27 protein-coding genes are annotated in these 26108 nt (G+C 54.3%); 17 read left to right on the top strand and 10 right to left on the bottom strand.

Translation table 11 applies throughout. The features are described from left to right. The first annotated feature begins 5 nt into the window (after positions 1 to 5). The 4 genes from BUA49_RS14825 (at position 6) to BUA49_RS18095 (ending at position 5150) form a co-directional block, all read left to right on the top strand. Complete coding sequence (locus BUA49_RS14825; RefSeq protein ID WP_072798990.1) at positions 6 to 1289, top strand: HlyC/CorC family transporter; 1284 nt, start codon at positions 6 to 8, stop codon at positions 1287 to 1289. A gap of 151 nt (positions 1290 to 1440) precedes the next feature. Continuing rightward, positions 1441 to 2043 (top strand): Yip1 family protein, encoded by a 603-nt coding sequence (locus BUA49_RS14820; protein WP_072798988.1) that lies wholly within the window; start codon positions 1441 to 1443, stop codon positions 2041 to 2043. 200 nt (positions 2044 to 2243) lie between these two features. Continuing rightward, the gene (locus BUA49_RS14815; RefSeq protein ID WP_072798986.1) at positions 2244 to 4445 is read left to right on the top strand and encodes a DUF1631 domain-containing protein; all 2202 of its coding nucleotides are present in this window, start codon (positions 2244 to 2246) and stop codon (positions 4443 to 4445) included. Between the two features lie 513 nt (positions 4446 to 4958). Then, positions 4959 to 5150, top strand: a complete 192-nt coding sequence (locus BUA49_RS18095) for an energy transducer TonB family protein (RefSeq protein WP_228704509.1) — start codon at positions 4959 to 4961, stop codon at positions 5148 to 5150. Between the two features lie 18 nt (positions 5151 to 5168). On the opposite strand, the gene grxD is transcribed toward BUA49_RS18095, so the two are convergent. Further along, positions 5169 to 5495 carry a Grx4 family monothiol glutaredoxin gene (grxD, locus tag BUA49_RS14805; protein WP_072798984.1) on the bottom strand — a complete coding sequence of 109 codons (327 nt, stop codon included), beginning with the start codon at positions 5493 to 5495 and terminating at the stop codon, positions 5169 to 5171. 231 nt (positions 5496 to 5726) lie between these two features. Between grxD and argF the strand changes: the two genes are divergently transcribed. Next, positions 5727 to 6641: an ornithine carbamoyltransferase gene (gene argF / locus BUA49_RS14800; RefSeq protein ID WP_072798982.1), complete on the top strand. Its 915-nt coding sequence runs from the start codon at positions 5727 to 5729 to the stop codon at positions 6639 to 6641. Between the two features lie 5 nt (positions 6642 to 6646). After that, positions 6647 to 7720, top strand: coding sequence for an ABC transporter ATP-binding protein (locus tag BUA49_RS14795; protein WP_072798980.1), 1074 nt, complete (start codon positions 6647 to 6649; stop codon positions 7718 to 7720). A 9-nt stretch (positions 7721 to 7729) separates the two neighbouring features. Here the strand turns inward: BUA49_RS14795 and glpK are convergent, their stop codons facing one another. Further along, on the bottom strand, positions 7730 to 9211 hold the full coding sequence (glpK, locus tag BUA49_RS14790; RefSeq protein WP_072798979.1) for a glycerol kinase GlpK: 1482 nt from the start codon (positions 9209 to 9211) through the stop codon (positions 7730 to 7732). Between the two features lies 1 nt (position 9212). Here glpK and BUA49_RS17820 point away from each other — a divergent pair, with 1 nt between their 5' ends. Beyond that, positions 9213 to 9374, top strand: coding sequence for a hypothetical protein (locus tag BUA49_RS17820; protein WP_175547597.1), 162 nt, complete (start codon positions 9213 to 9215; stop codon positions 9372 to 9374). Between the two features lie 144 nt (positions 9375 to 9518). Here the strand turns inward: BUA49_RS17820 and BUA49_RS14785 are convergent, their stop codons facing one another. The 6 genes from BUA49_RS14785 to BUA49_RS14760 all read right to left on the bottom strand — a co-directional run bounded on the left by BUA49_RS14785 (position 9519) and on the right by BUA49_RS14760 (position 16532). Further along, complete coding sequence (locus tag BUA49_RS14785) at positions 9519 to 11087, bottom strand: ATP-binding protein (protein ID WP_072798977.1); 1569 nt, start codon at positions 11085 to 11087, stop codon at positions 9519 to 9521. 64 nt (positions 11088 to 11151) lie between these two features. Beyond that, positions 11152 to 11889 (bottom strand): response regulator, encoded by a 738-nt coding sequence (locus BUA49_RS14780; protein ID WP_072798975.1) that lies wholly within the window; start codon positions 11887 to 11889, stop codon positions 11152 to 11154. Between the two features lie 172 nt (positions 11890 to 12061). Beyond that, positions 12062 to 12532 (bottom strand): FKBP-type peptidyl-prolyl cis-trans isomerase, encoded by a 471-nt coding sequence (locus tag BUA49_RS14775; RefSeq protein ID WP_072798973.1) that lies wholly within the window; start codon positions 12530 to 12532, stop codon positions 12062 to 12064. Beyond that, positions 12532 to 14742: an acetyl-CoA hydrolase/transferase C-terminal domain-containing protein gene (locus BUA49_RS14770; RefSeq protein WP_072798971.1), complete on the bottom strand. Its 2211-nt coding sequence runs from the start codon at positions 14740 to 14742 to the stop codon at positions 12532 to 12534. The genes BUA49_RS14775 and BUA49_RS14770 overlap by 1 nt, the downstream gene beginning before the upstream one ends. Before the next feature lie 213 nt (positions 14743 to 14955). Continuing rightward, positions 14956 to 15276: a hypothetical protein gene (locus tag BUA49_RS14765; RefSeq protein ID WP_072798969.1), complete on the bottom strand. Its 321-nt coding sequence runs from the start codon at positions 15274 to 15276 to the stop codon at positions 14956 to 14958. 218 nt (positions 15277 to 15494) lie between these two features. Beyond that, a complete protein-coding gene (locus tag BUA49_RS14760; protein WP_072798968.1) occupies positions 15495 to 16532 on the bottom strand; it encodes an NADP(H)-dependent aldo-keto reductase in 1038 nt (345 codons plus the stop codon). A gap of 114 nt (positions 16533 to 16646) precedes the next feature. Here BUA49_RS14760 and BUA49_RS14755 point away from each other — a divergent pair, with 114 nt between their 5' ends. Together BUA49_RS14755 and BUA49_RS14750 are read left to right on the top strand one after the other, a co-directional pair. Then, complete coding sequence (locus BUA49_RS14755; protein ID WP_072798966.1) at positions 16647 to 17867, top strand: glycosyltransferase family 4 protein; 1221 nt, start codon at positions 16647 to 16649, stop codon at positions 17865 to 17867. Continuing rightward, on the top strand, positions 17833 to 18405 hold the full coding sequence (locus tag BUA49_RS14750; RefSeq protein WP_072798964.1) for a phosphatase PAP2 family protein: 573 nt from the start codon (positions 17833 to 17835) through the stop codon (positions 18403 to 18405). Before BUA49_RS14755 ends, BUA49_RS14750 begins: the two co-directional genes overlap by 35 nt. Positions 18406 to 18407: 2 nt before the next feature. Here BUA49_RS14750 and dinB read toward each other — a convergent pair whose 3' ends face one another. Next, positions 18408 to 19472, bottom strand: coding sequence for a DNA polymerase IV (dinB, locus tag BUA49_RS14745; RefSeq protein ID WP_072799191.1), 1065 nt, complete (start codon positions 19470 to 19472; stop codon positions 18408 to 18410). 115 nt (positions 19473 to 19587) lie between these two features. Here dinB and BUA49_RS14740 point away from each other — a divergent pair, with 115 nt between their 5' ends. From BUA49_RS14740 to minE, 5 genes are all read left to right on the top strand, one after another. Continuing rightward, the gene (locus tag BUA49_RS14740) at positions 19588 to 19866 is read left to right on the top strand and encodes a DUF1244 domain-containing protein (RefSeq protein ID WP_072798962.1); all 279 of its coding nucleotides are present in this window, start codon (positions 19588 to 19590) and stop codon (positions 19864 to 19866) included. Continuing rightward, entirely contained in the window at positions 19866 to 20255 is a 390-nt protein-coding gene (locus BUA49_RS14735) for a HopJ type III effector protein (protein WP_072798959.1), read from the top strand. Before BUA49_RS14740 ends, BUA49_RS14735 begins: the two co-directional genes overlap by 1 nt. Next, positions 20252 to 21001, top strand: coding sequence for a septum site-determining protein MinC (gene minC / locus BUA49_RS14730; protein ID WP_072798957.1), 750 nt, complete (start codon positions 20252 to 20254; stop codon positions 20999 to 21001). Before BUA49_RS14735 ends, minC begins: the two co-directional genes overlap by 4 nt. A 77-nt stretch (positions 21002 to 21078) precedes the next feature. Continuing rightward, positions 21079 to 21891: a septum site-determining protein MinD gene (gene minD / locus BUA49_RS14725; protein WP_072798955.1), complete on the top strand. Its 813-nt coding sequence runs from the start codon at positions 21079 to 21081 to the stop codon at positions 21889 to 21891. A gap of 3 nt (positions 21892 to 21894) precedes the next feature. Beyond that, the gene (gene minE / locus BUA49_RS14720; RefSeq protein ID WP_072798954.1) at positions 21895 to 22146 is read left to right on the top strand and encodes a cell division topological specificity factor MinE; all 252 of its coding nucleotides are present in this window, start codon (positions 21895 to 21897) and stop codon (positions 22144 to 22146) included. Positions 22147 to 22216: 70 nt separating this feature from the next. Here minE and BUA49_RS14715 read toward each other — a convergent pair whose 3' ends face one another. After that, positions 22217 to 23224: a DUF2804 domain-containing protein gene (locus BUA49_RS14715; RefSeq protein ID WP_072798952.1), complete on the bottom strand. Its 1008-nt coding sequence runs from the start codon at positions 23222 to 23224 to the stop codon at positions 22217 to 22219. 137 nt (positions 23225 to 23361) lie between these two features. Between BUA49_RS14715 and BUA49_RS14710 the strand changes: the two genes are divergently transcribed. The 3 genes from BUA49_RS14710 (at position 23362) to BUA49_RS14700 (ending at position 26058) form a co-directional block, all read left to right on the top strand. After that, the gene (locus BUA49_RS14710) at positions 23362 to 23907 is read left to right on the top strand and encodes an SRPBCC family protein (RefSeq protein WP_228704508.1); all 546 of its coding nucleotides are present in this window, start codon (positions 23362 to 23364) and stop codon (positions 23905 to 23907) included. A gap of 238 nt (positions 23908 to 24145) precedes the next feature. Then, positions 24146 to 24637 (top strand): CBS domain-containing protein, encoded by a 492-nt coding sequence (locus BUA49_RS14705; RefSeq protein ID WP_072798951.1) that lies wholly within the window; start codon positions 24146 to 24148, stop codon positions 24635 to 24637. Positions 24638 to 24702: 65 nt separating this feature from the next. Next, entirely contained in the window at positions 24703 to 26058 is a 1356-nt protein-coding gene (locus BUA49_RS14700; protein WP_072798949.1) for a PhoH family protein, read from the top strand. Positions 26059 to 26108: the final 50 nt, after the last annotated feature.

Here is a 26108-nt window from a genome sequence, read left to right as displayed (position 1 = left end):
CTGGTTTGGACGGTACATCGCTTACTGCGCTGTCGATTATTCTCGTCGGGCTAATCATGCTGTCGGCATTTTTCTCCAGCTCTGAAACCGGAATGATGTCACTCAACCGGTATCGCCTCAAACACATGGCAAAAACCGGCCATAAAGGCGCAAAACGGGCGCAGAGTTTACTGCAACGCACAGATCAGCTTATTGGCATCATTCTTATCGGCAACAACTTCGTCAACATCCTGGCGTCGTCCATTGCCACCGTTATTGCGATCCGCATATGGGGCGATGCCGGCATCGCCATTGCCACACTACTACTGACGATCGTCATCCTTATTTTTGCCGAAGTCACACCTAAGACTCTGGCCTCCCTGTTCCCGGAAAAAATTGCATTCCCGGCGAGCTACATACTAGGGCCGTTGCTAAAAATCCTTTACCCGATCGTTTGGGCAGTAAACCTGTTTACAGGCGCTATCCTCAGGATTCTGAGAATTTCCCCAAACGACGCCGCCAGCGATCACCTCAGCCGGGAAGAGCTCAGAACCCTGGTAAACGAAGCAGGCGCCCTGATCCCGGCAAAGCATAAGGATATGCTTGTCAGCATCCTGGATCTGGAGAAAGTGACAGTAAACGACATCATGGTGCCACGTAACGAAGTCTCCGGCATCGATCTGGATGACGATACCGACACCATCCTGCGGCAATTGAGGAACAGCCAACACACACGGCTACCGGTATTTAAGGGGGATATCAACGATATTCAGGGCATCCTGCATCTGCGCAGCGCAGCCAAACTGCTGCAACAGGAAGAAATCAACAAGACCATGATTCTGCAACTCTGCCAGGAGCCTTACTTCGTTCCCGAAAGCACCCCCTTGAATACGCAGCTCATCAACTTCCAGAAAGGTAAGCGCCGTTTTGGGATCGTGGTGGACGAATATGGAGATGTGCTCGGGCTCGCTACTCTGGAAGACATTCTCGAAGAGATTGTTGGCGAATTCACAACGGACTACGCTGCCACCAGCCCAGACATCATTCCACAGGACGACGGCACCTTCATTGTTGATGGCACTGCCGCCGTGCGCACCATCAACAAAACCCTGGGCTGGAAGCTACCTACCGACGGCCCGAAAACGCTTAATGGCTTGATCACTGAAACCCTTGAGAATATTCCGGACACCAACGTTTGCCTGAAGGTAGGCGGGCATCGGGTCGAGGTTCTCCAGATCAAGGACAACGTTGTAAAAGCGGCGATTGTGCATCCGAAAAAGCGCAAAAAACGGGCACTGTCCATCACCTGACACCGTCATTTCTGCTCTCTTCGATAGACGCCCCGGTTATAGCGAAGCCGGTTCTTGAAAGATCAAAATGTAACCAGCTCCTTGACGCATATCAATCTACCGCCAACACTTAGGAAGAATGCGAAAAATAATAAATTCAAGGAGTTTGTCCATGAGCCTGACACATACCTTTGGCCTGCTGACCCATCCTGACCAACAATGGGAAGCCATCCGAAGAGAATCTGAGTCTGTTACCCGCCTTTACACAGGACACGTTTTGCTTCTCGCCCTGATACCTGCTCTGGCAGGTTTCTTCGGAACCACCCAAGTGGGCTGGCAAATCGGTGACGGCCAAGTCACACGCCTGTCTATCAGCAGCGCGCTGAGCCTGTCCGTGCTGTTTTATGCCGCCATGCTGGCCGGCATATTCATTCTCGGCAAGTTCATTGATTTCTTTGCGGCAACCTATGATGCGGTGGATGAAACGCCACGGGGCATTACAATGGCCGCCTACACAGCCACACCTATCTTTCTGATCGGGGTTATCGCAGTTTATCCTAATATCTGGGTGAATATGCTGGCAGGGCTCGTCGCCATTGCTTACGCGGTGTATCTGCTCTACGAAGGTCTGCCCATTCTGATGAGAATTCCTGAAGATCGCGGGTTCATGTTTGCCACAGCGGTACTGACTGTAGGGCTGATCATGTTTGTCGCCCTCCTTGCAATCAGTGTAGTGATCTGGAGTATGGGTATCGGCCCGGAGTATGTAACCTGAGGATCATCAGGGCCCGGCATTCGTGTCAGTGACAAATAAAGGGTGCTTCTCCGGAGCACCCTTTATTTTTCGATTTAACACGCAGGTTAGTTTTTATTCATGTTAACGCAGCCGGAAATGCGGTAAATTTAACTTATAATCAAAAAACAGGCAGTCAAGCTCGGTCATGTACCCGGTTGAGCCGTAAACAGGAGTCGGCCATGAACAAGCAGTCCGGCATACATTACCTCCGTGGGCATAGAGAAGCTGGAAGCAGCAAGTCGGTTCCTGTGGAGGTCACCCGCATTCGAGACACCGTTGTCGCCGGGCTCGGAGATTTGCTGCAGGGCGCCTTTGATGCCGTTGATGATTCACTGTTCGAGCTGGCCAACAATGCCCGCAGTAATAATGAGCAGAATCGCTATTTTGAAGCCATGCGGGAAATTCGCATCAAGCGAAAAGGCGTAGAGCGTCATTTCCAGAATACAGTTGCCCAATTTTTTGCCAATCCACCCCACACCGGTCAACTTCAGGAAGACACTCTGGGGCGGCAGGCAAACGCAGACAACCTCGCGCTCGTTGGCAATGATGATCTGGAAGAGCAGGTTGCACTGAACGCCATGATCACCAAGGCTAAGGCACATTTCCAGGGCCCTCTTTTGCAGCTCCAGACCCGCTTCAGCCAGGTCTATGACGGCGCGTCAGACGAATCACCTGTGAACCCCATTGCGCCCGAGCATCTTTGTAGCGCCTTTACTGAAGCCATTCAGGCGCTGGAAATACAGATCCGCGAACGGTTAATCCTGCTCAAGCAGTTTGATCGCTATGTTGTCTCCAATCTGGGCATGCTGTTGGATGAGGCAAACAGAATCCTCATTCAGGCGGGCGTTATCCCCAATTTCCGCTATCACGGTAAGAGTGGCCAGCGACATAGCGCAGCTGAGGGCGAAGCAGCTGCCGAGAACCAGAAAGGCCCGGTGGGATCAGAAAGCCGGCAAGATGTCAGTGCTGGCAGCAACGCCGTATTTGAGCAGATCCATCAGCTACTGGCACGTCAGCGGGCCAATGCCGGCATACCGTCAAGACAATACGACCCTAACACTCGGGTTATCGGGGGTAATGAACTGGCAGGCTTGCTGGCCTCATTGCCTGTCAGCACTAACGCCGGCGCTGAACACAACCTGAGCGAAGGCGCACCGCTTACCATTGATCTTCGTGACGTGGTTCAACAGATTCTGTCCCAGGCCAACGCCAGCGATGGCAAAAAGCCTGCACTCAAGGAGATGGACGAGGATCTGATCAACCTTGTATCCATGCTCTTTGAATTCATTCTTGATGACTACAACCTGTCCGCCCCGGTCCAGGTTCTGATAAGCCGGCTACAGATACCAATCCTGAAAGTTGTCATAAAAGACAAGAGTTTTTTCAGCAAGACCACGCACCCTGCGAGGAAGCTGCTCAACGCTCTTGCCCGTGCAGGCATTGGCTGGAGCAACAGTGACGAAAAAGCCAGAGACAAGCTGTACGAAAAGATTCACGGTATTGTGCAGAGGATCCTCTGCGAGTTCGACGGTGACGTTGCACTGTTTGAAGTACTGAACGATGAGTTTGAAGAGTTTCTTGCCCGGGAAAATCGCAAAGCATCCCTGGTAGAGCAACGCACCCGTGAATCTGAGCGTGGACGCATTAAATCCCAGAAAGCCCAGGAGTTGGTGGATCGGGTAATAAAGGAACGCGTAGCTCGCTACCGGCTTCCGGAGCCTACCTATAACATTCTGATCAATGGCTGGAGCCGGGTCATGTTTCTGGCCTACCTTCGGGACGATGTGGAGCATCGCTGGCAGGAGAGCGTGAAAGTTGTTGATGATTTGATCTGGTGCCTGCATCCCCATCAGGAAGATGCAGAAAGGGACCAGTGGGTGCGCGTTGTTCCCGGCCTGCTCAAATCGCTGCGAGCAGGGCTGGAAGAGGTTTCATATAACTCCACAAAACTTGATGACACTATGAGCCAGCTCAAGCACGAACTGGCGGAAGCTTTCCGCGCCAGTTCCAGCATGGCACCTGCTGAAGAGCTTCCGGCTCAGGAATATGAGCAGGATGACTCCGGAAATAAAGCGGAGCTTCAGCCTGAGGATTCAGCTATCGCTGAGTTCATGGTTCAGATCGACGGCATTGAGATAGGCAACTGGGTTGAGTTCCGCCTGATTAATGGTGCAAGCTTTCGGTGCAAGCTTTCAGCGATCATTGACGAAGCAGACTGTTTCGTCTTTGTGAACCGCATGGGCCTGAAGGTCATCGAAAAGACACGCGTGGAGCTGGCACATGAGATGCGACGCGGGAGAATGACGCTGCTTGAGCAAGGTGCATTCATTGACCGGGCACTGGATGCCGTCGTCGGTTCACTGCGCAGCAAAACTGCCTGAGCTGGCCCGGGCCCCGCAGCTATCCTGCAGGCCCGGCACTTAGCGCAACGATCAAACGGTAATAATGGAGTAACCTGAGATCAATGCTGGAGCATGGCAGCAACAACAGCCTTCCGGCGAAGTACCGGATTGCCCTCGCTTTATCAATTGCTTTCATGATTCATACGCTGTTGCTGTCCGGAACTCATTCTTTAATCCCGGCTCCCCCGGTCACGCACCGGCAGCAACTGAACCTGGAGTTGGTCGCATCGGCGAGCACTCCCGAGACACCCGCTTCTGCCCACACGCCAGTCTCAGGCGAAAAAAGCGGATCAAACCAGCTCAGCAACACTCTCAAATCCCGAAAGCGAGCCGTCAACGTCAGGTTCCCGCACTCAGGCATCAGCCAAACAAATCTCTGAAGATGTTACCAGGATTTCGCAATCGCCCTCGGAGCAGGATCCTTACCTGATCAAACTAGCCACGCATCTGGCTACCCAGCTTGAAACGCTGCGGATATCGGCTATCAGGGAAGTGGAGCTTTACTTACTAGGGAGTGGCGCGCTTACCAGAGCGAGAGTGATCAGGTCGACAGGGATTGAGCAGATCGATAGTGCGGCCTACCGGGCCGCACTATCTGCCAGCCCCTACCCGGAACCGACGCCCGATCAGAGCGGAAAGAGCCGCTTCGAAGTTAAACTGGTGTTTGCTCCGTCGCGGCTCTGAACGGCAGGGAAAAAGGAATCAGGCCTCGGCTTGCTTGGCGGCTTCCTTTACCAGCTTGGCCAATTCACCGTTCTCGGACATTTCCATGATGATGTCACAGCCACCGACAAGCTCTCCGCTAACGTAAAGCTGAGGATAAGTCGGCCAGCTCGAATAAACTTTCAGGCCTTCACGCAACTCCTGATTATCAAGAATGTTCACGAATGCGAAACGCTCACCGCATGCCATCAGGGCCTGTGAGGTCTTAGCAGAAAAGCCACACTGTGGAGCCTGGGGCGATCCCTTCATGTACAGAATAATTGGATTATCTGCGAGTTGGGTTTTAATGGTTTCGTTAATGTCCATGAACATTCACCTCTGATTGAAAACGGAACAGTCTTTTGCGCTGTTGCACCTGCCTTGTCTAGCCTCCATTGTACACGTCGGGCGAGCTCCTCACCAAACCCTGCAATTTGATGCAGGGCAAGCCCCCACCCGCAGCGTTGTCATCACTGACGTGAAGGGCTAGACTTGTCGACCCCGTTTTTCACCAGTATTTATACTCATCCTGGGCTTCATTAAGGTAAGGGCCATCCCATGGCAGCAAGGCATTTTCTGACACTAAATGATATGACCACCACCGAGCTGGAAAACCTGGTGGATCATGGAACCAAGCTCCGGAGCGAATGGCGTCAGGGCAAGGTCAGGGACTCACTGAAAAATCGCGTGCTGGCGATGATTTTTGAAAAGTCCTCAACCCGCACCCGAGTCTCTTTCGAGGCCGGCATGACCCAGCTGGGCGGCTCTGCCATGTTTCTTTCGCCGCGGGATACGCAGCTTGGCCGCGGCGAGCCTATAGAAGACTCCGCTATTGTTATCTCCAGCATGGTGGATGCTGTAATGATCCGTACCTTTGCTCATGAAACGGTTGAAAAGTTTGCAAAAACTTCGCGGGCACCGGTTATCAACGCCCTGACGGATGATTTCCACCCCTGCCAGTTGCTGGCAGACATGCAGACATACCGCGAACATCGCGGAAGCATACGGGGTGCGACGGTGGCCTGGATTGGTGATGGCAACAACATGTGCCATTCGTATATCAATGCTGCCACACAGTTCGATTTTCACCTGAACATAGCAACGCCTGAGGGTTACGAACCAAACCCGGAACTGGTAAAGGCCCACAGCTCCCGCATAACGCTCATGCAGGAGCCGGCTGAAGCTGCCCGCAATGCAAACCTGCTGGTAACCGATGTATGGGCTTCCATGGGCCAGGAAGACGAGCAGAAAGCCCGTGAGAAAGCCTTCAGCAACTACCAGATCAATCCGGCGTTGATGGGTATCGCAGCAAAAGACGCACTGCTCATGCACTGCCTGCCCGCTCATCGTGGCGAGGAGATTTCTGCAGACATGATAGACCACCCAGGCTCCGTAATCTGGGACGAGGCCGAAAACCGGCTCCATGCCCAGAAAGCTCTGCTGGAATTCCTGATCCTGAATCGCCTGGACTAAGATTTATGAACACGCCCGAAACGACCGCTCACAACTGGCTGCTTGAAGTAAATAACCTGACCTGTGGTTATGGCGGAGACGCCGTTGTAAAAGATGTCAGCTTCGCACTCAGCCACGGGGATATCGGCTGCCTGCTCGGGCCCAGCGGTTGCGGGAAAAGCACCATTCTAAGGGCTCTGGCGGGGTTTCTTCCGTTGACCGGAGGTGAAATATGCCTGCAGTCCCGGCAGATCAGCCTCCCTGGCCGCACATTGCCGCCGGAAAAGCGCCGTATCGGTATGGTTTTTCAGGACTACGCCCTGTTCCCGCATCTGAGCATTGCCGATAACGTAGGCTTCGGATTGCGCCGGCTGGACAAGACCGAGAAGCGTCAGAAAGTCATGGAACTGCTTCACGTTGTTCACCTGCAGGACCTGGCGGAGAACTATCCGCACGAACTTTCGGGCGGCCAGCAACAGCGGGTTGCACTGGCACGGGCCCTGGCTCCGGAACCAACACTGATACTGCTCGACGAGCCCTTCTCCAATCTGGATGCCGACCTGCGCCGAAGACTCAGCCTCGATGTTCGTGAGATCCTGAAAACACTCGGCATCAGCGCCATTCTGGTGACTCACGATCAGCAGGAAGCTTTTGCCATGTGCGATCAGGTGGCGGTGCTCCAGAACGGTAAAATCCAGCAGTGGGATGTCCCTTACAACCTCTACCATGAACCTGTGAACCGTTTTGTAGCGAGCTTTGTCGGACAAGGCGGATTTATTCCGGGCAAAGCCATGGGGCCAGACATCATAGAGTCCGAGCTGGGTATAATTCACGGCAACAGAGCCTACAAATGGCCCGCCGGCACCTTGGTAGACGTGCTTATCCGCCCTGATGATATTGTCTACGATGCGGCGTCAGACCTGCGCCCGAAAGTGGTGGAAAAAACGTTCGCAGGCACCTCCACGCTTTACCGCTTCCGCTGCTCTGAAGATACAGAATTTGAGGCCCTGTTCCGCAGCCATCTGGATTTCCATCTGGGTGAGACGGTTCCGGTGCGAGTAGAAGCTGACCACCTCATTGCTTTCGAACGCAACAACTGATCAACAGAGTCAGTTGTTGCAGACCCTTTCGATAGCGTCCAGCCAGCCCGCATACAGCGATTCACGCAGCGCCGGGCGCATTTCGGCATGAAACTGCCGTTCGCATTCCCAGAGCTCTGAGATCTGCTCCAAGCTGTCATAGACACCCGTTTGCAGGCCGGCAAGATAGGCTGCACCCAAAGCAGTCGTTTCGGTAATCCGGGGGCGATCAACCGTAACGTTCAGGATATCTGCCAGAAACTGCATCAGCCAGTCGTTGACCACCATACCACCATCCACGCGAAGTGACGCCAGATCTGCACCGTCATTCTGGATGGCCCGCACCAGATCCTTTGTCTGATAGCACACCGACTGCAGTCCAGCGGTCACAATCTCGCCGATTCCGGTATCCCGGGTCAGCCCCATAATCGCCCCACGGGCATGGGGATCCCAATGAGGAGCACCCAGCCCGGTAAACGCAGGCACCAGATACACATGATTATCCACACCAACATTTTCTGCATAGGTGGATGACTCATTTGCATGACGAATCAGTTTCAGACCATCACGCAGCCACTGCATTGCGGCACCCGCCACAAAAATACTGCCCTCCACCGCATAACAGGGTTTGCCATCAAGGCGGTAAGCGACAGTTGTCAGCAGGCGGTTCTCAGAGCGCAGGGCTTTAGCACCAGTATTGACCATCAGAAAACAACCCGTGCCGTAGGTGCTCTTGGCCATGCCCGGTTTGAAGCAGGCCTGACCAATCAGAGCCGCTTGCTGATCGCCGGCGATACCAGCCACCATAACCGGTGCGCCAAGCCAATGGGATTCGGTTTCACCATAGTTCGCTGCACTGTCGAGAACATCAGGCAACAACGAGCGCGGGACACGAAACAGCGATAGCAGCTCATCGTCCCAGCGCTGTTCGTGAATATTGAACAACGCGGTTCTGGACGCGTTGCTGGCGTCAGTATAATGCGAGCGCCCACCGGTCAGGTTCCAAAGGAGCCAGCTGTCTATCGTGCCGAACGCCAGCTCCCCGGCCTCGGCCCGGTCGCGGGCACCTTCCACGTTATCCAGTATCCAGGCGATCTTGGTGGCAGAGAAGTAAGGGTCAATCAGCAGGCCTGTGCGCTCGACCACCGCATCCTCATGGCCGTCGGTTTTAAGCTTGGTACACAGTGAGGCTGTGCGCCGGTCCTGCCAGACGATCGCGTGATGGATGGGCTTACCCGTAGCTCGCTCCCAGATAACCGTGGTTTCGCGCTGGTTGGTAATGCCGATTCCGGCCAGCTCCGAGGCATCAACTGAAGCCTTCTCAAGCGCGCCTCGGCATACAGCCAAGATACTCTCCCAGATTTCCATGGCATCGTGCTCTACCCGGCCATCACTGGGAAAGTGCTGGGAGAACTCCCGCTGATCTGCGGCAACACTGGTACCACTCTGATCAAAAACAATGGCTCGGGAGCTGGTAGTGCCCTGATCAATGGCAAGCAGGTAACGGGTCATTATGGATCCTGGTGTCTGGTTGTTTACCGGATTCTACCAGCAGGTTCCAGGGAAGAAGAAGATTGGTGCGGATTCGGGAGGTAAACAGACAGGAGAAAGTGCAGAGTATGCAAAAAAGAAAGAAAAAAAAGGGCCGGAGAACCGGCCCTCAAATGACGAATGAAACAAGGAAAATTCGTAAGAACTACAACCTCAAAAGTCATCCCTTACGCTTTGATTATCTGTGCCTTCGGCGAAGATTTCAGTAGTTCTTGTGTAGCCGCTTTGTTACATCAGGTGAAAGCCTGAGACCTGCTTCACAAACTCCTCACAAACCCGGCTCCAGCGGCTTTTTGCGCGGCCAGACCAGGCTGAAACGCGCTCCACCAAGGCTATCACTCCGGCTCACGAATGCCTGACCGTTATGCCAGTAGAGAATGCGGCGCACGATAGAGAGTCCAAGCCCGTACCCACCGGAGGTGCGAGTGCGGCTGTCATCAAGCCGGGCAAATGCCGTAAACACCTTCTCCCACTCTTCTTCCGGAATCCCCGGGCCGTCGTCCTCCACATCAATCCGGCAATGATCTTCATCGATATGGCAACGGACAAGTACTCTGTCAGCCGCATAGCGACCGGCATTACCCACAAGGTTCTGGATGGCACGGTGAATATAACGCGGTTCAACGTCGGCCACAGCCAGGCGCTCTGTCGCCTCATCAATTTCACCCTCGATACTCAGAGCCGGCCGGACAAGCTGTTGCTCCGCCAAAACCTGGTGCACAATGTCGGTTATGGACGCTTCCTCAAGCGAAAAGACCGGCCCACCCTGTTCGAGGCGGGCATAGGTCAGGATCTCATCAATCAGTTCATCCAGCTCCTGAATATCGCCATCGATACCATCCAACTGTTTCTGCAGAGCTTCCTGGCCCTGACAGTCCTCAATCATCTGTACGCCGAAGCGAATACGGGCAACCGGAGTTCTCAATTCGTGGGAAACCGCATGAATCATTTCCCGCTGAACGTTCACAAGACGCTGAATGTGCTCCGCCATGCCGTTAAACGCCGCCGCTAATCGCGAGACAATAGTGCCCTCGCCTGCCTCTACTCGAGCACTCATTTCTCCCCGGGCAATTCGCACCGCGACTGACTCCACTTTGCGAAAATTGCTGTCCAGACCTCGGAGCACAAGAATCAACGACAGCGCCAGCACACTTCCTGACACCACCAGCAACAGCAGAATGACCGGCCATGCCCATGGGTTGAAGGGCGCAGGCAAGGTAACCTGAATCAGCTCGCCGTCTGCCAACTTCACCAGTACCCGCCCCTTCCCGTTGTCGTGATAAAAGGCGGAACCGCGACTGTAAACCCGCTCCAGAACCTGGTCATCCGGCAGAGCCCCGGAGCCCTGAATCCTCAAAATCGTCACATTCAAGCCTCCCGCCAGCCGCTCAACGACTTCCTCCCGCTCCTCCGGTCCTGCAGCGTCCAGGTGCACCCGCAGAATCTGTGCGGAAGCAACGGCTATATCTCGATAGGGTTCAGGTGCCCTGAATTGCAAAGCCTCACCGTGAAACCCGGTTACCAGAAACCGGTATCCCAAGCTGCTCTCAACCGACACCACCTGGCCATAGCCCAGACGCTCACGGATAACCTGAGAGAGCCCTAGCTCTCCGGCGCCTGCAACGCTGAAGTCATACTGGGAAGCCAGCCAGTGGTACTGGAGCTCCGGTGCGGGCGATGAGGCCAGCCAACGCATCAACGGTTCAGAGAATCGTTCATGCCAGAACTGTGAGCGTACGGAATTGACACCCACGAAAAGGACAACACAAAGCAATATCACCAGTGCAGTAAGGCCGGCGAGGCGGGCATAGAGCTTGAGAAAAAACTTCAGGGGCATGTCAACGAACCCAGGCAGGAATACGCCGGCCGGAAACCCCCGGCCGACGTTAAAGGCTGAATCGTCAGGCTTCTTTCACAAACAGATAGCCTTTACTTCGAACCGTCTTGATCCTGCGGGGGTGGATGGGGTCGTCGCCGATTTTCGGTCGAATCCGGGAGACCCGAACGTCAATGGATCTGTCCTGACCATCGTATTCGATGCCCCGCAAGGCGGTGAAAATCTCTTCCCGGCTCAACACACGTCCAGCATTGCTCGAAAGCAACCAGAGCAGATCGAATTCGGCGCTGGTCAGGTCGATGCTTATATCACTCAACCATGCTTCACGCATGGAGCGATCAACCACCAAGTCGTTAAACTGAAGCCGCGTAGGTTCTTCGTTGCTTGCTTCATCGGCGCTGTTTTGAGCATTTTCTGTAACACGGCGCAGCATGGCGCGGATACGGGCCAGAAGCACGCGGGGCTTGACGGGCTTGCCGATGTAATCATCCGCCCCCATTTCAAGGCCAAGCACCTGATCCAGATCGTCAGTACGCGCAGTGAGCATAATAATGGGGCCGGAATAAAACGGTCGCACACGACGGCAAATGGAAAGGCCATCCTCACCGGGCAACATCAAATCCAGTACAACAAGATCAGGCTGCTCGTTGCGAATGCGCTCAACGGCAGAGCCTCCATGCGTTTCGAGTGATACAGCCAAGCCGTTGCTTTCGAGGTATTCCCGGGTCAGCTCGGCCAGCCGCTCATCATCTTCGACAATAAGAATTCGCCAACTTTCGTTTGTCTGTTCCACGCGGTCCATCTCTGATTTTATTTTTCCGGGTTCAGTTTCTTCCTGTATCCGACGATACAGACAACCTGATGTAACAGCAATTATACATGCTATTCAGAAATATACATGGACCCATCCTGCGGTTACACCCGGTGACAAATTCTGACCTGGGTCTTTCGCAGGCTCAGAAAGGCCGGTTCACTCACAACAGAGGCCGGCCTTGAGCGATTTCTTCATCTGTCGCTTCACGGCGCTCAATGACTTCCAGATCAAAATACAGGGTGAAACCGGCCAAAGGATGGTTAGCATCAACCCGGATAAGGTTGCCGTCGATTCCCATGACCTGAACAATCTGGGCGTTATCTCCGGTATTGGTCTGGAACTTCATACCAACCTGCAGATTTTCCACACCTTCAAACATCGACTTGGGAATCTTCCGAACCAGGTCTTCCCTGTGTTCTCCATAGGCCATGGCGGGTGGAACGGTTACCTCCAGACAGTCTCCGGCATTACGGTCTTTCACTGCCTCCTGGATACCTTTGATAATATCCGGACTACCGTACAAAAAGTGCAGAGGCTCACTGCCCTCTGAAGTATCAACCAACTCGCCGACCTTGTTCTTCAGCACATAATGAACAGTAAAAACGTCAGGTTTTTTTTGGGAAGCTTGCATCAGGGTTTCGAGTTTCCTGTATCCGATGGATTTTCTGTCAGTTGCAGGCCATGGATCACGAGCCGCTGATCCAGTTTTTCACGCAGCCCTGAAGGCTGGAGCAGGCCCATTCGTTGCAGCAATTCGGTATAACGGCCCTGCTCATCTTTGGTCCGGATGGCTTGCAAGAGCGTCCACAGTTTACCACGGCGGGTCGCCGTTTCAGACTTGAGTCTCTTTAGAGCTTTGCCCAAAACCAACTCCTGGTCGGTAAAATCCCGGCCAAAAGGAAACGCCGGAAACCAGTCTTTGCCGCCAGCTTCTGAGAACAGCTTTGCGATGGCATCGGGCGTATTGTTAAGCCAACTGGCCGGTAGCCGGAACGCCGCATCCACCTTACCAGCTTTCTGCGCCCGCTTGAGCAGATCCTGCTGGAACCGAGAATCCGCGATACGGATCAGGCGCAGGTATACCTGCTCATCTGACTGGCCACGCAGATCAGCAATACCATATTCGGTAATCACAACATCTCGCAGATGGCGGGGAATCGTACAGTGGCCGTAATTGAACACAATATTCGATACCACCGCGCCCTGAGATTTACGGATACTCCGCAGAGCGATAATGGATCGGGCCCCGGGCAGCTCATGGGCCATGGCCACGAAATTGTACTGACCACCTACGCCGCTGATCACCCTGCCATCCTCAAGCCCATCGGAAACCGCTGCACCACTGAGTGTGTGCATCATGGCTGTATTGATAAACCGGCTGTGTATCCGCTGGGCAGCTTTAAGGCGCTGGTTACCGAAGCGATGATCGTAAAGATGATTAATAAAGTTGACACTGGTCATGCAGATACGATCACGATCCTCATCGGAAAGCTCACGCAATGACTGATAGAACTGCTGAGGACCGACGTAAAAACCACCGTGCATGGCCACCCCGCCGGTTAGCCGTTCACCGAGCGCCAAGGCTCCAATCGCCTCCCTCGCCCCGGCATCATCCAGATTGGCATCCAGTGAGTGCTCTCCAATCCGCAGCCGACCGCCCTTGAACTCAACCGCTTCACGGAGAATTCCGTACCGTGTCAGCCAGGCCACATCCCGGGCTCTCATGGGTGAATCAATGAGCCCCTCCCGGCGAAGTACATCCAGGGTAACCAGGGAAATCTGCTCATGAATTTCGCCGTTATTGATCAGTGTTTGCAGATCGGCATGATCATGCACCTCGCGCCGAAGAATGCCCGCTTCCATCAGGTATAAAAAGCCGTCGACCATCATCTCGCTGCAGCCGTAGAGGCCTTTCTCAAATGGCCCCGTTCCACCTTCTTTTTCAGCAAGAGGAAAGTTTTCCGCAACTTTCAGATAGTCAAAAACAGCCCGCCAAGCATCGTTATTCTTGTGGCGCAGAATAGCGCTATGCACCAAAGCCGCCCCAAGAGAGCCAATGCCCAACTGCAGTGTGCCACCATCTTTCAGCAAGGTGCTGGCGTAAAACCCAATCAGATGGTCTTCCGGGCTGATGGCCATCTGAGGGGCAGAAAACAACGGGTATTCCGTGGCCTGATGCTCAAACACCATATCAAACTGATCTTCGGCAACAGCGGCATCACGACCAAACCAGGGTAGCTGGCGATTGATTTCGCCCACAATAGCCACCGGAGTGCCTGCAGCCTCACGCTCACGTAACAGCGGCAGCAGATCGAGGGTCAGATCAGGGTTGCAGCTAAGGCTTACCATACCCGGCGCATCATGCAGCTCACCAGGCGACACCATCTGAGCGACCACATTAACCCCCAGATCCATCAGGTCACGAACGGCATGGGTATAGTTGGTGGATACGTAGTGGCGCTGCTGGCTGCGGTTGTTGAGGTAACTGCCAGCCTTGAAGAAAAATTCCGAAACCTGAACATTGGGGGGCAAGCGGTTCTTGCTGACGTCCCGGGCATATTGCAGGTCCGGAATGCCGCCGTAAAGTCGCTCCGAAAACGGCCCCATAAAGCGCTTTTCCAGAGATGAGCTGCCAGCGGGAGCCAGCAATGACAGAGCTGTAAATATGTGCAGATTTATCTCCGGGTCGTCCTTGGCCCTCTGATAAAGCGCGTTCAAAAAGCGGATTGGCTTTCCCAAACCCAGGGGCAAACCTAACGTAATATTCTTGCCAACCCGGCGGATTAATTCATCCACGCAACGTTCTGTGTCATTCAGACGCTCTTTGCTGTTTATCGCCATATCAGGATCCTCATTGATCAATCAGCTTTTATCCATAAGGGGATCATCACATGACATATGTGCGCAGACAATGCACCAGATCATGAATCCGGCTATTAACCAGAGGAGACAGAAAATACAGAGGGAGGAAAAGTCTGACGTTCGGAGCGAACGCAACAAGATTAAAAGATAGGGTGAACAGCGAACTAAAGCTTGCGGGTTACAATAACGGGGTCAGAAGTTCCACTTCAGATTCAGGCAAGCACCATCATTCAGAAGCGCAATGCCATGATCGGCCTGGGCAGGCTGGGAAGCGTATTGCTTGCCCGTGTTAACAGTGCGCACCAGCGACAAGCTCAGCAAACGAGACCCGATTTCGGCAAAGGCATCAGCGTCGTCGTCAAAATCACCGGACATCCGCTGCTGCAGCTCATAAACATCTTCGGTGGTCATTATCTCGCTCAGTTCGTTAAACCCGCGTTCAGCCGCCTCAGCGCGAACCACAAACGCGGCGACGTTCAGAACAAGCAATGCGACAAATATGCGAATAATCATGAGACTTACGATGACCTTTAACCGGATCAGAAGTTTACTTATACCCTAGGCTAAAGTCTAACCACTGAGCGGTGAAAAGATGTGAAATCGCACACAATTGCCCCGCTTTTTTGTCAAAAAATGATCCTCAATATTGCAGAATGTAACAAATATTTCGTCAGGCAAGGCCAATTCCTTCTGGCTCTATACCTTGGGTCATTTTTCAACTGTACCGGCTATCAAGGACAGGGATAGGTAAACTCCTGGTGAATCGTCTCGATCGCTTCCAGTGTCTCCGGGCTGAGATTCACGTTCAGCGAGCCGAGGTTTTCCCGAAGCTGCTCCATGCTGGTTGCGCCAATGATATTACTGGTTACAAAGCTCCGGCTGTTTACAAAGGCCAAGGCCATCTGAACCGGAGACAGACCACTATGCCGGGCAAGCTCTACATAAGCGCGAGTCGCATCCGCACCGCCCCCGCTTGTGTAGCGGCTGAACCTTTCATAGAGAGTCAGGCGAGCCTTTTCAGGCCATTTACCACCCATGTATTTGCCAGACAGCATACCGAAGGCCAAAGGTGAATAGGCCAGCAAGCCCGTCTGCTCCCGGTGGGCTATTTCCGCGGTACCAACTTCAAAAGTCCGGTTCAGCAAATTATAAGGGTTCTGAATACTGGCAATCCGCGGCAAGCCTTTTTCGCCTGCCAGGCGCAGATACTCCATGGCCCCCCAGGGCGTCTCGTTGGAGATCCCGATATGCCGGACTTTCCCCGCATCAACCAGCTCACCGAGTGCAGACAGCGTTTCCTCTATCGGCGTAAATTTCTCTTTCGGGTCATGCTCATAACCGAGCTTACCGAAAAAGTTGGTGTTGCGATCCGGCCAATGCACCTGATACAGATCAATGTAGTCGGTCTTCAGACGCTTCAGGCTGGCCTCACAGGCTTCAATAATGTGATCGCGGGTCAGACGCGGTCCATTCCGCAGGTAGCTCAACCCATTGCCTGGCCCAGCGACTTTCGAGGCAATCACCAGATCATCACGGCGCCCGCGCTTCGCCAGCCAGTTGCCCAGATAAGTTTCGGTCAGCCCCTGGGTTTCTGCCCGCGGCGGTACCGGGTACATTTCTGCAGCATCAATAAAATTCACATCCTCAGAGGTGGCGTAATCGAGCTGCTCAAAGGCTTCCTGCTCGCTGTTCTGCTCCCCCCAAGTCATGGTGCCAAGGCATATCAGGCTGACGTCAATGTCCGTACTGCCGAGCTTTCGGGTTTGCATAGAATCTCCGGTTCAGATTGATAAATAAGTAAAGAGAATGTCACAGGAGCGTCGCATAACTGTCACTCGTAACTCCCATAGTGAAAGCATGTCAAAGCAACCTCGGGAAACGTCGTGATCAAAACCAAGCAGGCCAGCCCGCGAAAACAACACATTACCATCGTTTCCGAAACGTTTCCGCCGGAAATCAACGGGGTTGCCAATACACTAAAGCACCTGTGCCAGGGACTAATGCAACACGGGCACCAAGTCACTGTTATACGCCCACGGCAACGTCATGAGAGCAAAGGCCTGATGCCGAGCGCAGGCAATGAATTGTTCTCCCGGGAATACGTTGTGACCGGTGTGCCCCTGCCCGGCTATACCGATCTGCGTTTCGGTATAGCCCACAGCAGCGAACTCCGGCGGCTCTGGCAAGCGAACCGGCCAGATGCAATCTATGTAGCTACTCAGGGGCCTTTGGGGATAGCTGCAGTTTCTGCAGCAAAAAAGATGGAACTACCTGTCAGCTCCGGCGTTCACACCAACTTTCACCAGTACAGTCGATACTACGGCGTTGGAGCTCTCGAAAAGTTGCTTTGCGCCTATGGGCGCTGGTTCCACAACCGCACATCAATAACTCTGGTTCCCACAAAAAAAATGCAGCAGGTCACAGCAAAAATGGGCATCACTCCGACCGGCCTTTGGAGTCGCGGGGTGGATTGCAGCCGATTTACACCACACAAGCGGGATGAATCGCTGCGCTCGCGCTGGGGCCTCGAAGGCAAGAGCCTCGCGGTGCTCTATGTGGGACGGCTAGCCGCAGAAAAAAATCTCAGGATGGCGGTAGCGTGCTACGAGCGCATACGTAAATTACATCCCCGAGCCAAATTTGTGCTGGTGGGTGATGGCCCTATGCGCAAACAGTTAGCCGAAAAACACCCAGACTATATTTTTTGCGGCATCCAACGTGGCAGTGATCTCGCCCGTCACTATGCATCCGGTGATCTGTTCCTGTTCCCCAGCAAAACCGACACATTTGGAAACGTCGTGCTTGAAGCAATGGCTAGCGGCCTCGCCGTGGTTGCCTACGACGACGCCGCCGCCAGCGAACACATCCGCCACGAGGAAAATGGCTTAAAGGCTCCGTTGACCATGGATGAGAAATTTACTAGCGGGGCACTCCGATTGGCTAACCAGCCAACTCTGCTCAATCGTATTCGCGCCCAGGCCCGGCTGGACGCTCTCAAACTGAGCTGGAATTCGCAGATCGAACAATTCGAGCAACTCGTGCTAAACCAGAGCCCAAAGGCCCGATACTATGCCAATAATAAGCAAAGCATCTCGCTTCTTTGAATCGGCAGATCAGCGTGAGTACGCCTTCTGTCAGTGCATAAATCGAATAGTCAGGTTCCGGCCAGTACTCCGCTACTTCCAGCTGGTAAGCCGACTGGGTGACGGATGGTTCTGGTACGTTCTCATATTGTCCGCCCCCTTCATCGAGCCCGAGGCTGGCGCTGGCCTGGCACTGCTAATGGCTTTGACGGGGCTGACCTGCACCCTGACCTACAAACTCCTTAAGCGCTGGCTGATTCGCGAGCGGCCGTTTATATCCTTTCCCTCCATTAACTGCTGTACGCCTCCCTTAGATCGTTACAGCTTCCCATCCGGACACACGCTTCATGCTGCCTGCTTCCAGGCCATGCTATTCATGACAACACCTGAATTGGCGCTGGCCACCCTTCCATTTACCCTGAGTGTGGCAGCCTCCCGGGTTGTGTTGGGCTTGCACTATCCCACCGATGTTTTAGCGGGGGCATTAATAGGAGGGTTGATGGGATACCTGTCAACTTTGTACTTTCTCAGTGATTTCCTCGCCCTGTTTCCCGGCTGACCTCAATCAAATAACCGCAGCTGCGTAACAGGCGCATCATCATTGCGAAAACGCACTCCAAGACCCAACAGGCGAACGGGGCGCTCGCGATTGGTTACCAGCTCAGTCAGAAGTGGCAGATAATCCTCAAAAGCCGGTTCCCTTATATTTCCCCGCACGCGCTCCAGCGTGTGGGTGGAAAAATCGCTGTACCGTATTTTGATGAACAACTTGTGAATGGGTTTCTCCCGCCCTTTGCGGGAAAGCCGAAGGTTAAGATCGGCAACCAGCGATGCAAGCACGGTTTCACAGGCCGCCATATCCGGTAGATCCTTGGAGAAGGTACGCTCTACACTCACGGATTTCGCAATCCGAGAAACCACTACAGGCCGCTCATCCCGGCCATGGGCCATTTCGTACAGCCGGTACCCCTGCTTACCAAAACGCTCGATCAGCACATCGGCGCCCAACGCCTGCAAGTCGCCACAGGTCTGCACTCCAAGCGCGTGCAGCTTGGCCGCTGTCACCTGTCCTACTCCGAACAGCTTCTCGACTTTTAACTCCCGGACAAAGCCGTCGATATCTTCAGGCTTTACCACGAACAGCCCGTCGGGCTTTTGCCAGTCACTGGCAATTTTGGCCAGAAATTTATTGGGGGCCACGCCGGCAGAAATGGTGATACCCACTTCCTTTTTTACCCGCTCCCGCAGGTAGCGGGCCATCAGCGTGGCGCTGCCCCGGTGATCGGTAATATCGGATACGTCCAGAAAAGCCTCGTCGAGGGACAGGGGCTCAACCAGATCGGTCAGTTCGCGGAGAATGCTCATCACCTGTTGCGACGCCGCCCGATAACGGGCCATATCCGTTGGCACGGTAACCAGATCGGGGCACAGCCGCCGGGCTTCACCGCCGGGCATGGCGGAACGCACACCGAAAGCCCGGGCTTTGTAGTTACAAGTAGTGACAACACCTCGGCCACCGGCACCGCCTACTGCCAGCGGAACATTTCGCAGTGTCGGGTCATCACGCATCTCGACCGCCGCATAAAAACAGTCACAATCCACGTGGATGATCTTGCGTTGAGGCATAATCACTGCGCTCGCGTCGGGTTTCTGTACATTTATACAGCCTTGTATCTTAAAGTAAGATGCTGAGAATGTCAGGAACCCCCATGCTAAGAACCGGATACCATCACGAGGCCCCATGACAAACCCCATTCCAGACTCTGAGCGCACCGAAATAGAAGCAGCGGCATTTCGTCGCTTGGTTAAACATTTGCGGGACAGCCCAGACGTTCAGAACATCGATCTGATGAATCTGGCCGGATTCTGCCGCAACTGCCTTTCCAAATGGTACCGGGCAGAAGCCGGCGAGCGAGGCCTGGACATTTCCGATCCCGCCGCCAGGGAAGAGATCTACGGAATGCCTTACGAAGAGTGGAAAGCTCTCCACCAGGCCGGCCCCAGGCAGGATCACAAGTAATGAACGTAAACAATGCACTACGTATCCACTTGGCATCCCTGGATGGTGGCCATGCGGATTTTGATGACACCCTGGCGCTGATCGAACAGTACTTTAACTACCAGCCCACAGGTTTCCGCAACGGCCCGGTATTCAATGCCGCCGGTGAAAACACGGGGGCCTGCCAGGTATTTGGTATTGCTCAGTATTGCAGCCTGAACGAAGCAGACACGCTGAAGCTATTTGCGCAGCATTATGAGCAGGTTCTGAACAGCCCCACCGAAGAAAGCCACGGCAATATCCGCCAGTTCATCAGCACAGGCTGGTCCGGCATCTGTTTTGAAAACGCACCACTGCGCCTGCGCGAAACTCCACCCGAGCCAGACACCAAGGAAGAGACCCATTCATGAGCGACACCGCCACCTCCGGGGTAAAGCACGGATTCCAGCTGAAAAGCACCAGCGTTTCCATGACAGCGCTGGAGCTCTACTATTTCGATAACGACGAATTCGAAGAAACACTGAAAGACAAGATCAGCCAGGCTCCCGGCTTCTTCCGGGATACGCCCCTCATCATCAGCCTGGAAAAGTACGAAGGCCTCGACAGCGAGCTCGATTTCTTCAACATCATCGGCACTTGCCGGCGCAACAACATTCATGTCATTGGCGTTCGCGGTGGCAATGATGACCAGCGCCGACTGGCCCGGGGAGCCTCTCTAGCCCTTATGCCGGGAAACGGCCAGAGAGACCGGGCCCATGAAACCGACGCGGTGCCTGAAAAAGCAGCGGAAGCACCAGCAGCCCAGACTGCTTCGGAAGTGCGGCCGACCAAAATCATCAGCCAACCGGTTCGCTCGGGCCAGCAAGTCCATGCACCAGAAGGCGACCTGGTTATTCTGGCGCCGGTTCAGGCGGGGGCAGAAGTACTGGCGGCAGGCAACATTCACATATACGGACCACTGCGAGGCCGGGCTCTGGCCGGCATCCATGGCGCTGAGTCCGCGAGAGTCTTCTGTCAATCACTTGAGGCAGAGCTTGTGTCCATCGCCGGACACTATAAAATCTCCGAAGATCTTCAGGACAATAGCTGGAAAAGCGCTGTGCAAATCCAGCTCAGGGATGACCTGCTGGTGGTGACACCACTGGACAAGGCCTGATACTGGAATCGAGCAGAATAATGTGACCGGTTTATCCGGCAGACACGACGAATCCACCGAGACACAGGAAATTAACCTTGGCTAGAATCATTGTCGTTACCTCAGGAAAGGGCGGCGTTGGCAAAACCACCACCAGCGCCTCTATCAGCACCGGCATTGCCAAACGCGGCCACAAGACCGTCGTGATTGACTTCGACGTGGGCCTGCGCAACCTGGACCTGATCATGAACTGCGAGCGCCGTGTAGTGTATGACTTTGTAAATGTCATACAGGGCGAGGCATCGTTGAATCAGGCCCTGATCCGCGACAAGCGGGTTAATACCCTCTACATCCTCCCGGCGTCTCAGACCCGGGAAAAAGAAGCACTCACCAAAGAAGGCGTTGAAAAAATCATCAACGAACTTTCTGAAACGTTCGACTACATCATCTGCGACTCGCCCGCTGGTATTGAGCACGGAGCGATGATGGCGCTGTATTATGCCGATGAGGCCATTGTAGTGACCAATCCGGAAGTTTCCTCAGTGCGGGACTCAGACCGGATTCTAGGCATCCTGCAAAGCAAATCCCGGCGCGCCGAAATGGGCCAGGATCCGGTTAAGGAGCATCTGCTGCTGACCCGCTACAACCCAGGCCGGGTTGAACGAGGCGAAATGCTCTCGGTAGCCGATGTGGAAGAGATTCTTGCCATTCCGCTATTGGGCGTTATCCCCGAAAGCCAGGTTGTCCTCAACGCGTCGAACCAGGGCCTGCCGGTTATTCTCGAAGAAGAGAGCGACGCCGGCCAGGCGTACGATGACGCAGTTGCACGCCTTCTGGGTGAGGAGCGGGAACAGCGCTTCATGACTACCCAGAAAAAGGGCTTCTTCTCACGGATGTTCAAAGGGGGCTGACGGATGAGTTTCCTCAATTATTTCAGAAGCAAAAAAACCGGCACTGCCAATGTTGCGAAAGAGCGACTGCAGATTATTGTGGCCCACGAGCGCGGCCAGCGCGATCAGCCAGACTATCTGCCGCAATTGCAGCAGGAATTGCTGGCGGTGATTCGAAAATATGTCCAGATCAGTGATGACATGGTTCAGGTCGAAGTAGACCGCAACGGCAGTTGCTCTGTTCTGGAGTTGAACGTAACCCTGCCGGAACGCTGAAGCCCGCTAAGGCAAAACCAGCACGAGCCAGAAAAGTACCTGCCCATTTTCTGTGGGCAGGTACTCATCACTACCACCGGGCAAAATGGTCTTCGACCAACCCCCGCAAATCCTGTACAGCAACCTTTGCGCCTTTCTCATCAGTAAGAGTCCCGTTAAAGGTCCCCACATACTGCCGGAAATTGGACGCCAGGATCACTGCGTTGAGTTTTTCTTTACGTGCGGCCGCCGGCTCAAAGTGCAGATCAACCCGGCCGTCTTCGGTGGTCACGTGCCAGTCGCCTCCAGGATGATAACGATCAAAGCGAAACTGGGCAGCACCGAGTTTCTGGCACTGCCCGTCCAGCCAGAGCGCATTTTCTGTCATGCCGGTTTCATTAACGCCAGCAGCCAGATTGAGCCCTAGAGAGCGGCCATCCGGCAGTTGACCGGCCAGGCTCGCCCAGTTCCAGGCGGTTTCGCGGCGCATAAAACCGCAACTCCAGTCGATAGCACCACGGGTGGCTTCATCACACCGCCAGACGCGATCGTCCCAGCGAATCTCACCTTGCACCGGCAGGCCCGCTGATTTCCGGGTGAATACCCAGCCATTGTAGCCCGCCGGGCACACCAGCCGCAGAGGGTCATTGTCTTCTCTCAGCGTAAGCTCCACCCGAATTCCGCCGGGCGCGGATACGGAGACACTCCTACCCCCTACAAAGGGTAGAATGCGCATGGAAACGTCCCCTTTGATGAAAGAGGCCGAGCCCTGTTCGGGATAGGGCTCAATCCGGGTACCTAGCGCCAGAGGGCGCATGAAGCTGCGCTCCAGCATTTGCCCGGATGCAAAATCGTAGAGGTAGAAAAAGCCACTCCCTATCAGCTTCAGATCCACAAGCGCCAGACCAAATACCCACCCCGGGCCGGTCGCGCTGACGAACTGGAACTGGTTAAAGCGCCAACGCCGGGCCAGCCCTGAACGCGGGCGATCCATCACGGTTCGCAAGTCGTAGTCCAGGTAGTTTATTTCGTCTACCGGCTGGTTAAGCACACCCGGCGAGATGTGCCCCTTTGCATCAATAAGTTTTATTTTGGTCATGGTCGTCGTCAGATCGGGCCAATTTAACGAACTGCTTCACCGGGCCGTTACCTGGTTCACAATCCCCTGCTTCGGGAGCCATCACGCCCAACACCTCATGTTAGACTCGGCCCACGATCATCAGGGAAGTGTAGCTTATGAGAAAGACCGGAGCCCATGGCTTTAAAGGCTGGGCCCCAGTCATCAGCGGTGTCATTTGCGCCTTGCTGGTTTCTGCCATGGCGGCCGCCACCGCCCGCGCGGCATTGCCCGCCGAAAACAGCGAAGCATGGAGCCTGCGCAAGGAAGCCGGCGATATTCGCATCTATACCACCAACCAGAATGACTCCAGTTTTCAGGCGTTCAAAGCCGAAACACTGCTTGATGCCCCTATTGAGGCAGTCATGGTAAACCCGGCATCCTGTGTTAAGTGGGTGCTCAACTGCACTGAATCCTACAGTGTCGGCAAAGGCAGCTTTTATGACCGCTACGCCTACTCCGTAAATGACATGCCCTGGCCGGTTACCGACCGCGACTATGTTCTGAACATCCGCACACGGGGCAACGAGATTTCAGGCGAAATCCTCATGGAAATGAGCGCCACGCCGGGTAAGCGGGCAGAGAGTAGCAGCCGGATAAGGGTTGATCGCTCCGATACCTTGTACCGGTTTATTCCCGAAGGCCGTAAAACCCGAATGATATGACTGCAACACACAGATCCCAACGGCGCCCTGCCCGGCTGGCTGGTTGATATACCGGTAAGTTCAATGGAAGAACTGGAACGGGTAGCAGGCCTGGAGCGCTACCAGGGTTTCAACCTGATCTACAACGAGGACGGTCGATTGGTTGATGTGCAAAAACCGACAGGCAACTGAGAGGTGACGGGCAGAGTACGAAACGCTAAGCTCTGGGGCAAGGACTTCACAAAGCAGAGAACACCAAATGACCGTGCTCGCTTACGAAATAATGACTCCCAGCATCAAGGCAGTACCGCAATCCTGGACAATGGATCGTCTTGCCCGGTTTCTCACCGATAACGAAATTACCGGCAGCCCTGTTACTGACGACTCAGGCGAGATTGTCGGCATTGCCACACTCAAGGACATTACAGAATTCCGCTGGAATGCCAACCGGCCTGAGGCCGACAAAGAGCTCACTGCAGAAGACCAGCAGGAAGCGCGGCGTTTACGCATGGTACTTTTTGAGGAAATGGGCAAAGTGCCGGTAGAAGTCCGGGATATCATGACGCCCATCGTATTATCGGTTGACGAGAACACGCCAGTGCGCGACATTGCCAACATCATGATGAGTGAACACTTGCATCGGATTTTTATCACCCGGGAGTCGAAAATAACCGGAATTGTAACTACATACGATATGCTGAAAGTCATCTCGGATGAAGAGCTTACGAAACGCTGCGCCCGTAACGACTGAACCACCACAGAGGTAGCGCCCATATGCCCAGAACACCGGAAAGTGCACCGCAAGCTCGAAGAAAAATGTATGTCCTCGATACCAACGTCCTGATTCACGACCCGAACGCCCTCCTCAACTTTGAAGAACACGATGTCATCATCCCGATGACCGTCCTTGAAGAACTCGATGGCCTCAAATCCGGCAAGCAGAGTGTGGCTGCTGATTGTCGCCAGGCGATCCGCACCATCGACAGGCTGCTTGGCGATGCCAGCCCGAAGGACATAGAGAAAGGCGTACCCATCATACGGGCCAAGATGGCTGCCCCTCTGGGCACCCTCTCCATTCTGATGAGCACAGAGCACACCGGTAACCATTCACTGCCGGAACATCTGAACGACAACAAGATCATCAACACCCTTGCGGCACTTCAGGAGCGGCACAAGTCCCGGGATATCATATTAGTCAGCAAAGACATCAACATGCGGCTTAAAGCCCGTGGCTTCGGTGTTGAAGCTCAGGACTACCAAAACGATCAGTTGCTGGATGACATTAACCTGCTGCCGAAAGGCTATCGCGAGTTTCCGAACTCATTCTGGGACACCATTGCCAAAGTGGAAACCGTGCAGAGGGAAGGTGTAACCGAACACATTCTCAAGCGCGAAGGCGAACTGGCAAAACTTAACATTAACGAATTTGTTCTTGATGAGCAGGGGTTTGTCGGCAAAGTCGTGAACATCACCGACACTCAGGTGGTTATCAGGGACCTGCATCAGCACGACTTGATGAATGAAGAAGTCTGGGGCCTGGTGCCGCGGGACATCTATCAGGCCATGGCCCTGAACCTGCTGCTTGATCCGGATGTCCATCTGGTCAACCTCACAGGCTCAGCCGGCTCAGGTAAAACCATTCTGGCGCTGGCCGCCTGCATCGAGATGACCGTTGCCAGCAAACTCTACAAACGGATTATTGCAACACGCTCAACCCAAGGCCTGGATGAAGATATCGGCTTCCTGCCCGGCACCGAGGCAGAAAAAATGGAACCCTGGCTGGGCGCCATCGTGGACAACCTGGAAGCACTGCACGAAGACGATGAGAACATGACCGCCAGTGTGGACTACATCCTCAGCAAGGTGCCCCTGCACTTCAAATCCATGAACTATATTCGTGGCCGCAGCTTCCAGCACAGTCTGATTATTATTGACGAATCCCAGAACCTGACTCCGCATCAGATCAAGACCATCATTACCCGCTCGGGTAATGGCTCCAAGGTGATCTGCCTGGGCAACCTGGCGCAGATCGACACGCCCTACCTGAGCGCGCTGAGCTCCGGCCTGACCTATATGACCGAGCGCTTCAAAAGCTTCAGCCATGGGGGACACATTCACCTGCAAGGTGTACCGCGCTCAATACTGGCGGAGTTTGCCGAAGCCAACCTCTGACACAGGGTCACAAAAAAGCCGGGGCCAGGGCCCCGGCTTTTAAATTCTCA

The sequence above is a fragment of the Marinobacter antarcticus genome (assembly GCF_900142385.1).
Lineage (GTDB): Bacteria > Pseudomonadota > Gammaproteobacteria > Pseudomonadales > Oleiphilaceae > Marinobacter > Marinobacter antarcticus.
The sequence above is the reverse complement of the archived record's forward strand: the minus strand, read 5'-3'. Positions and strand labels throughout refer to the sequence as shown.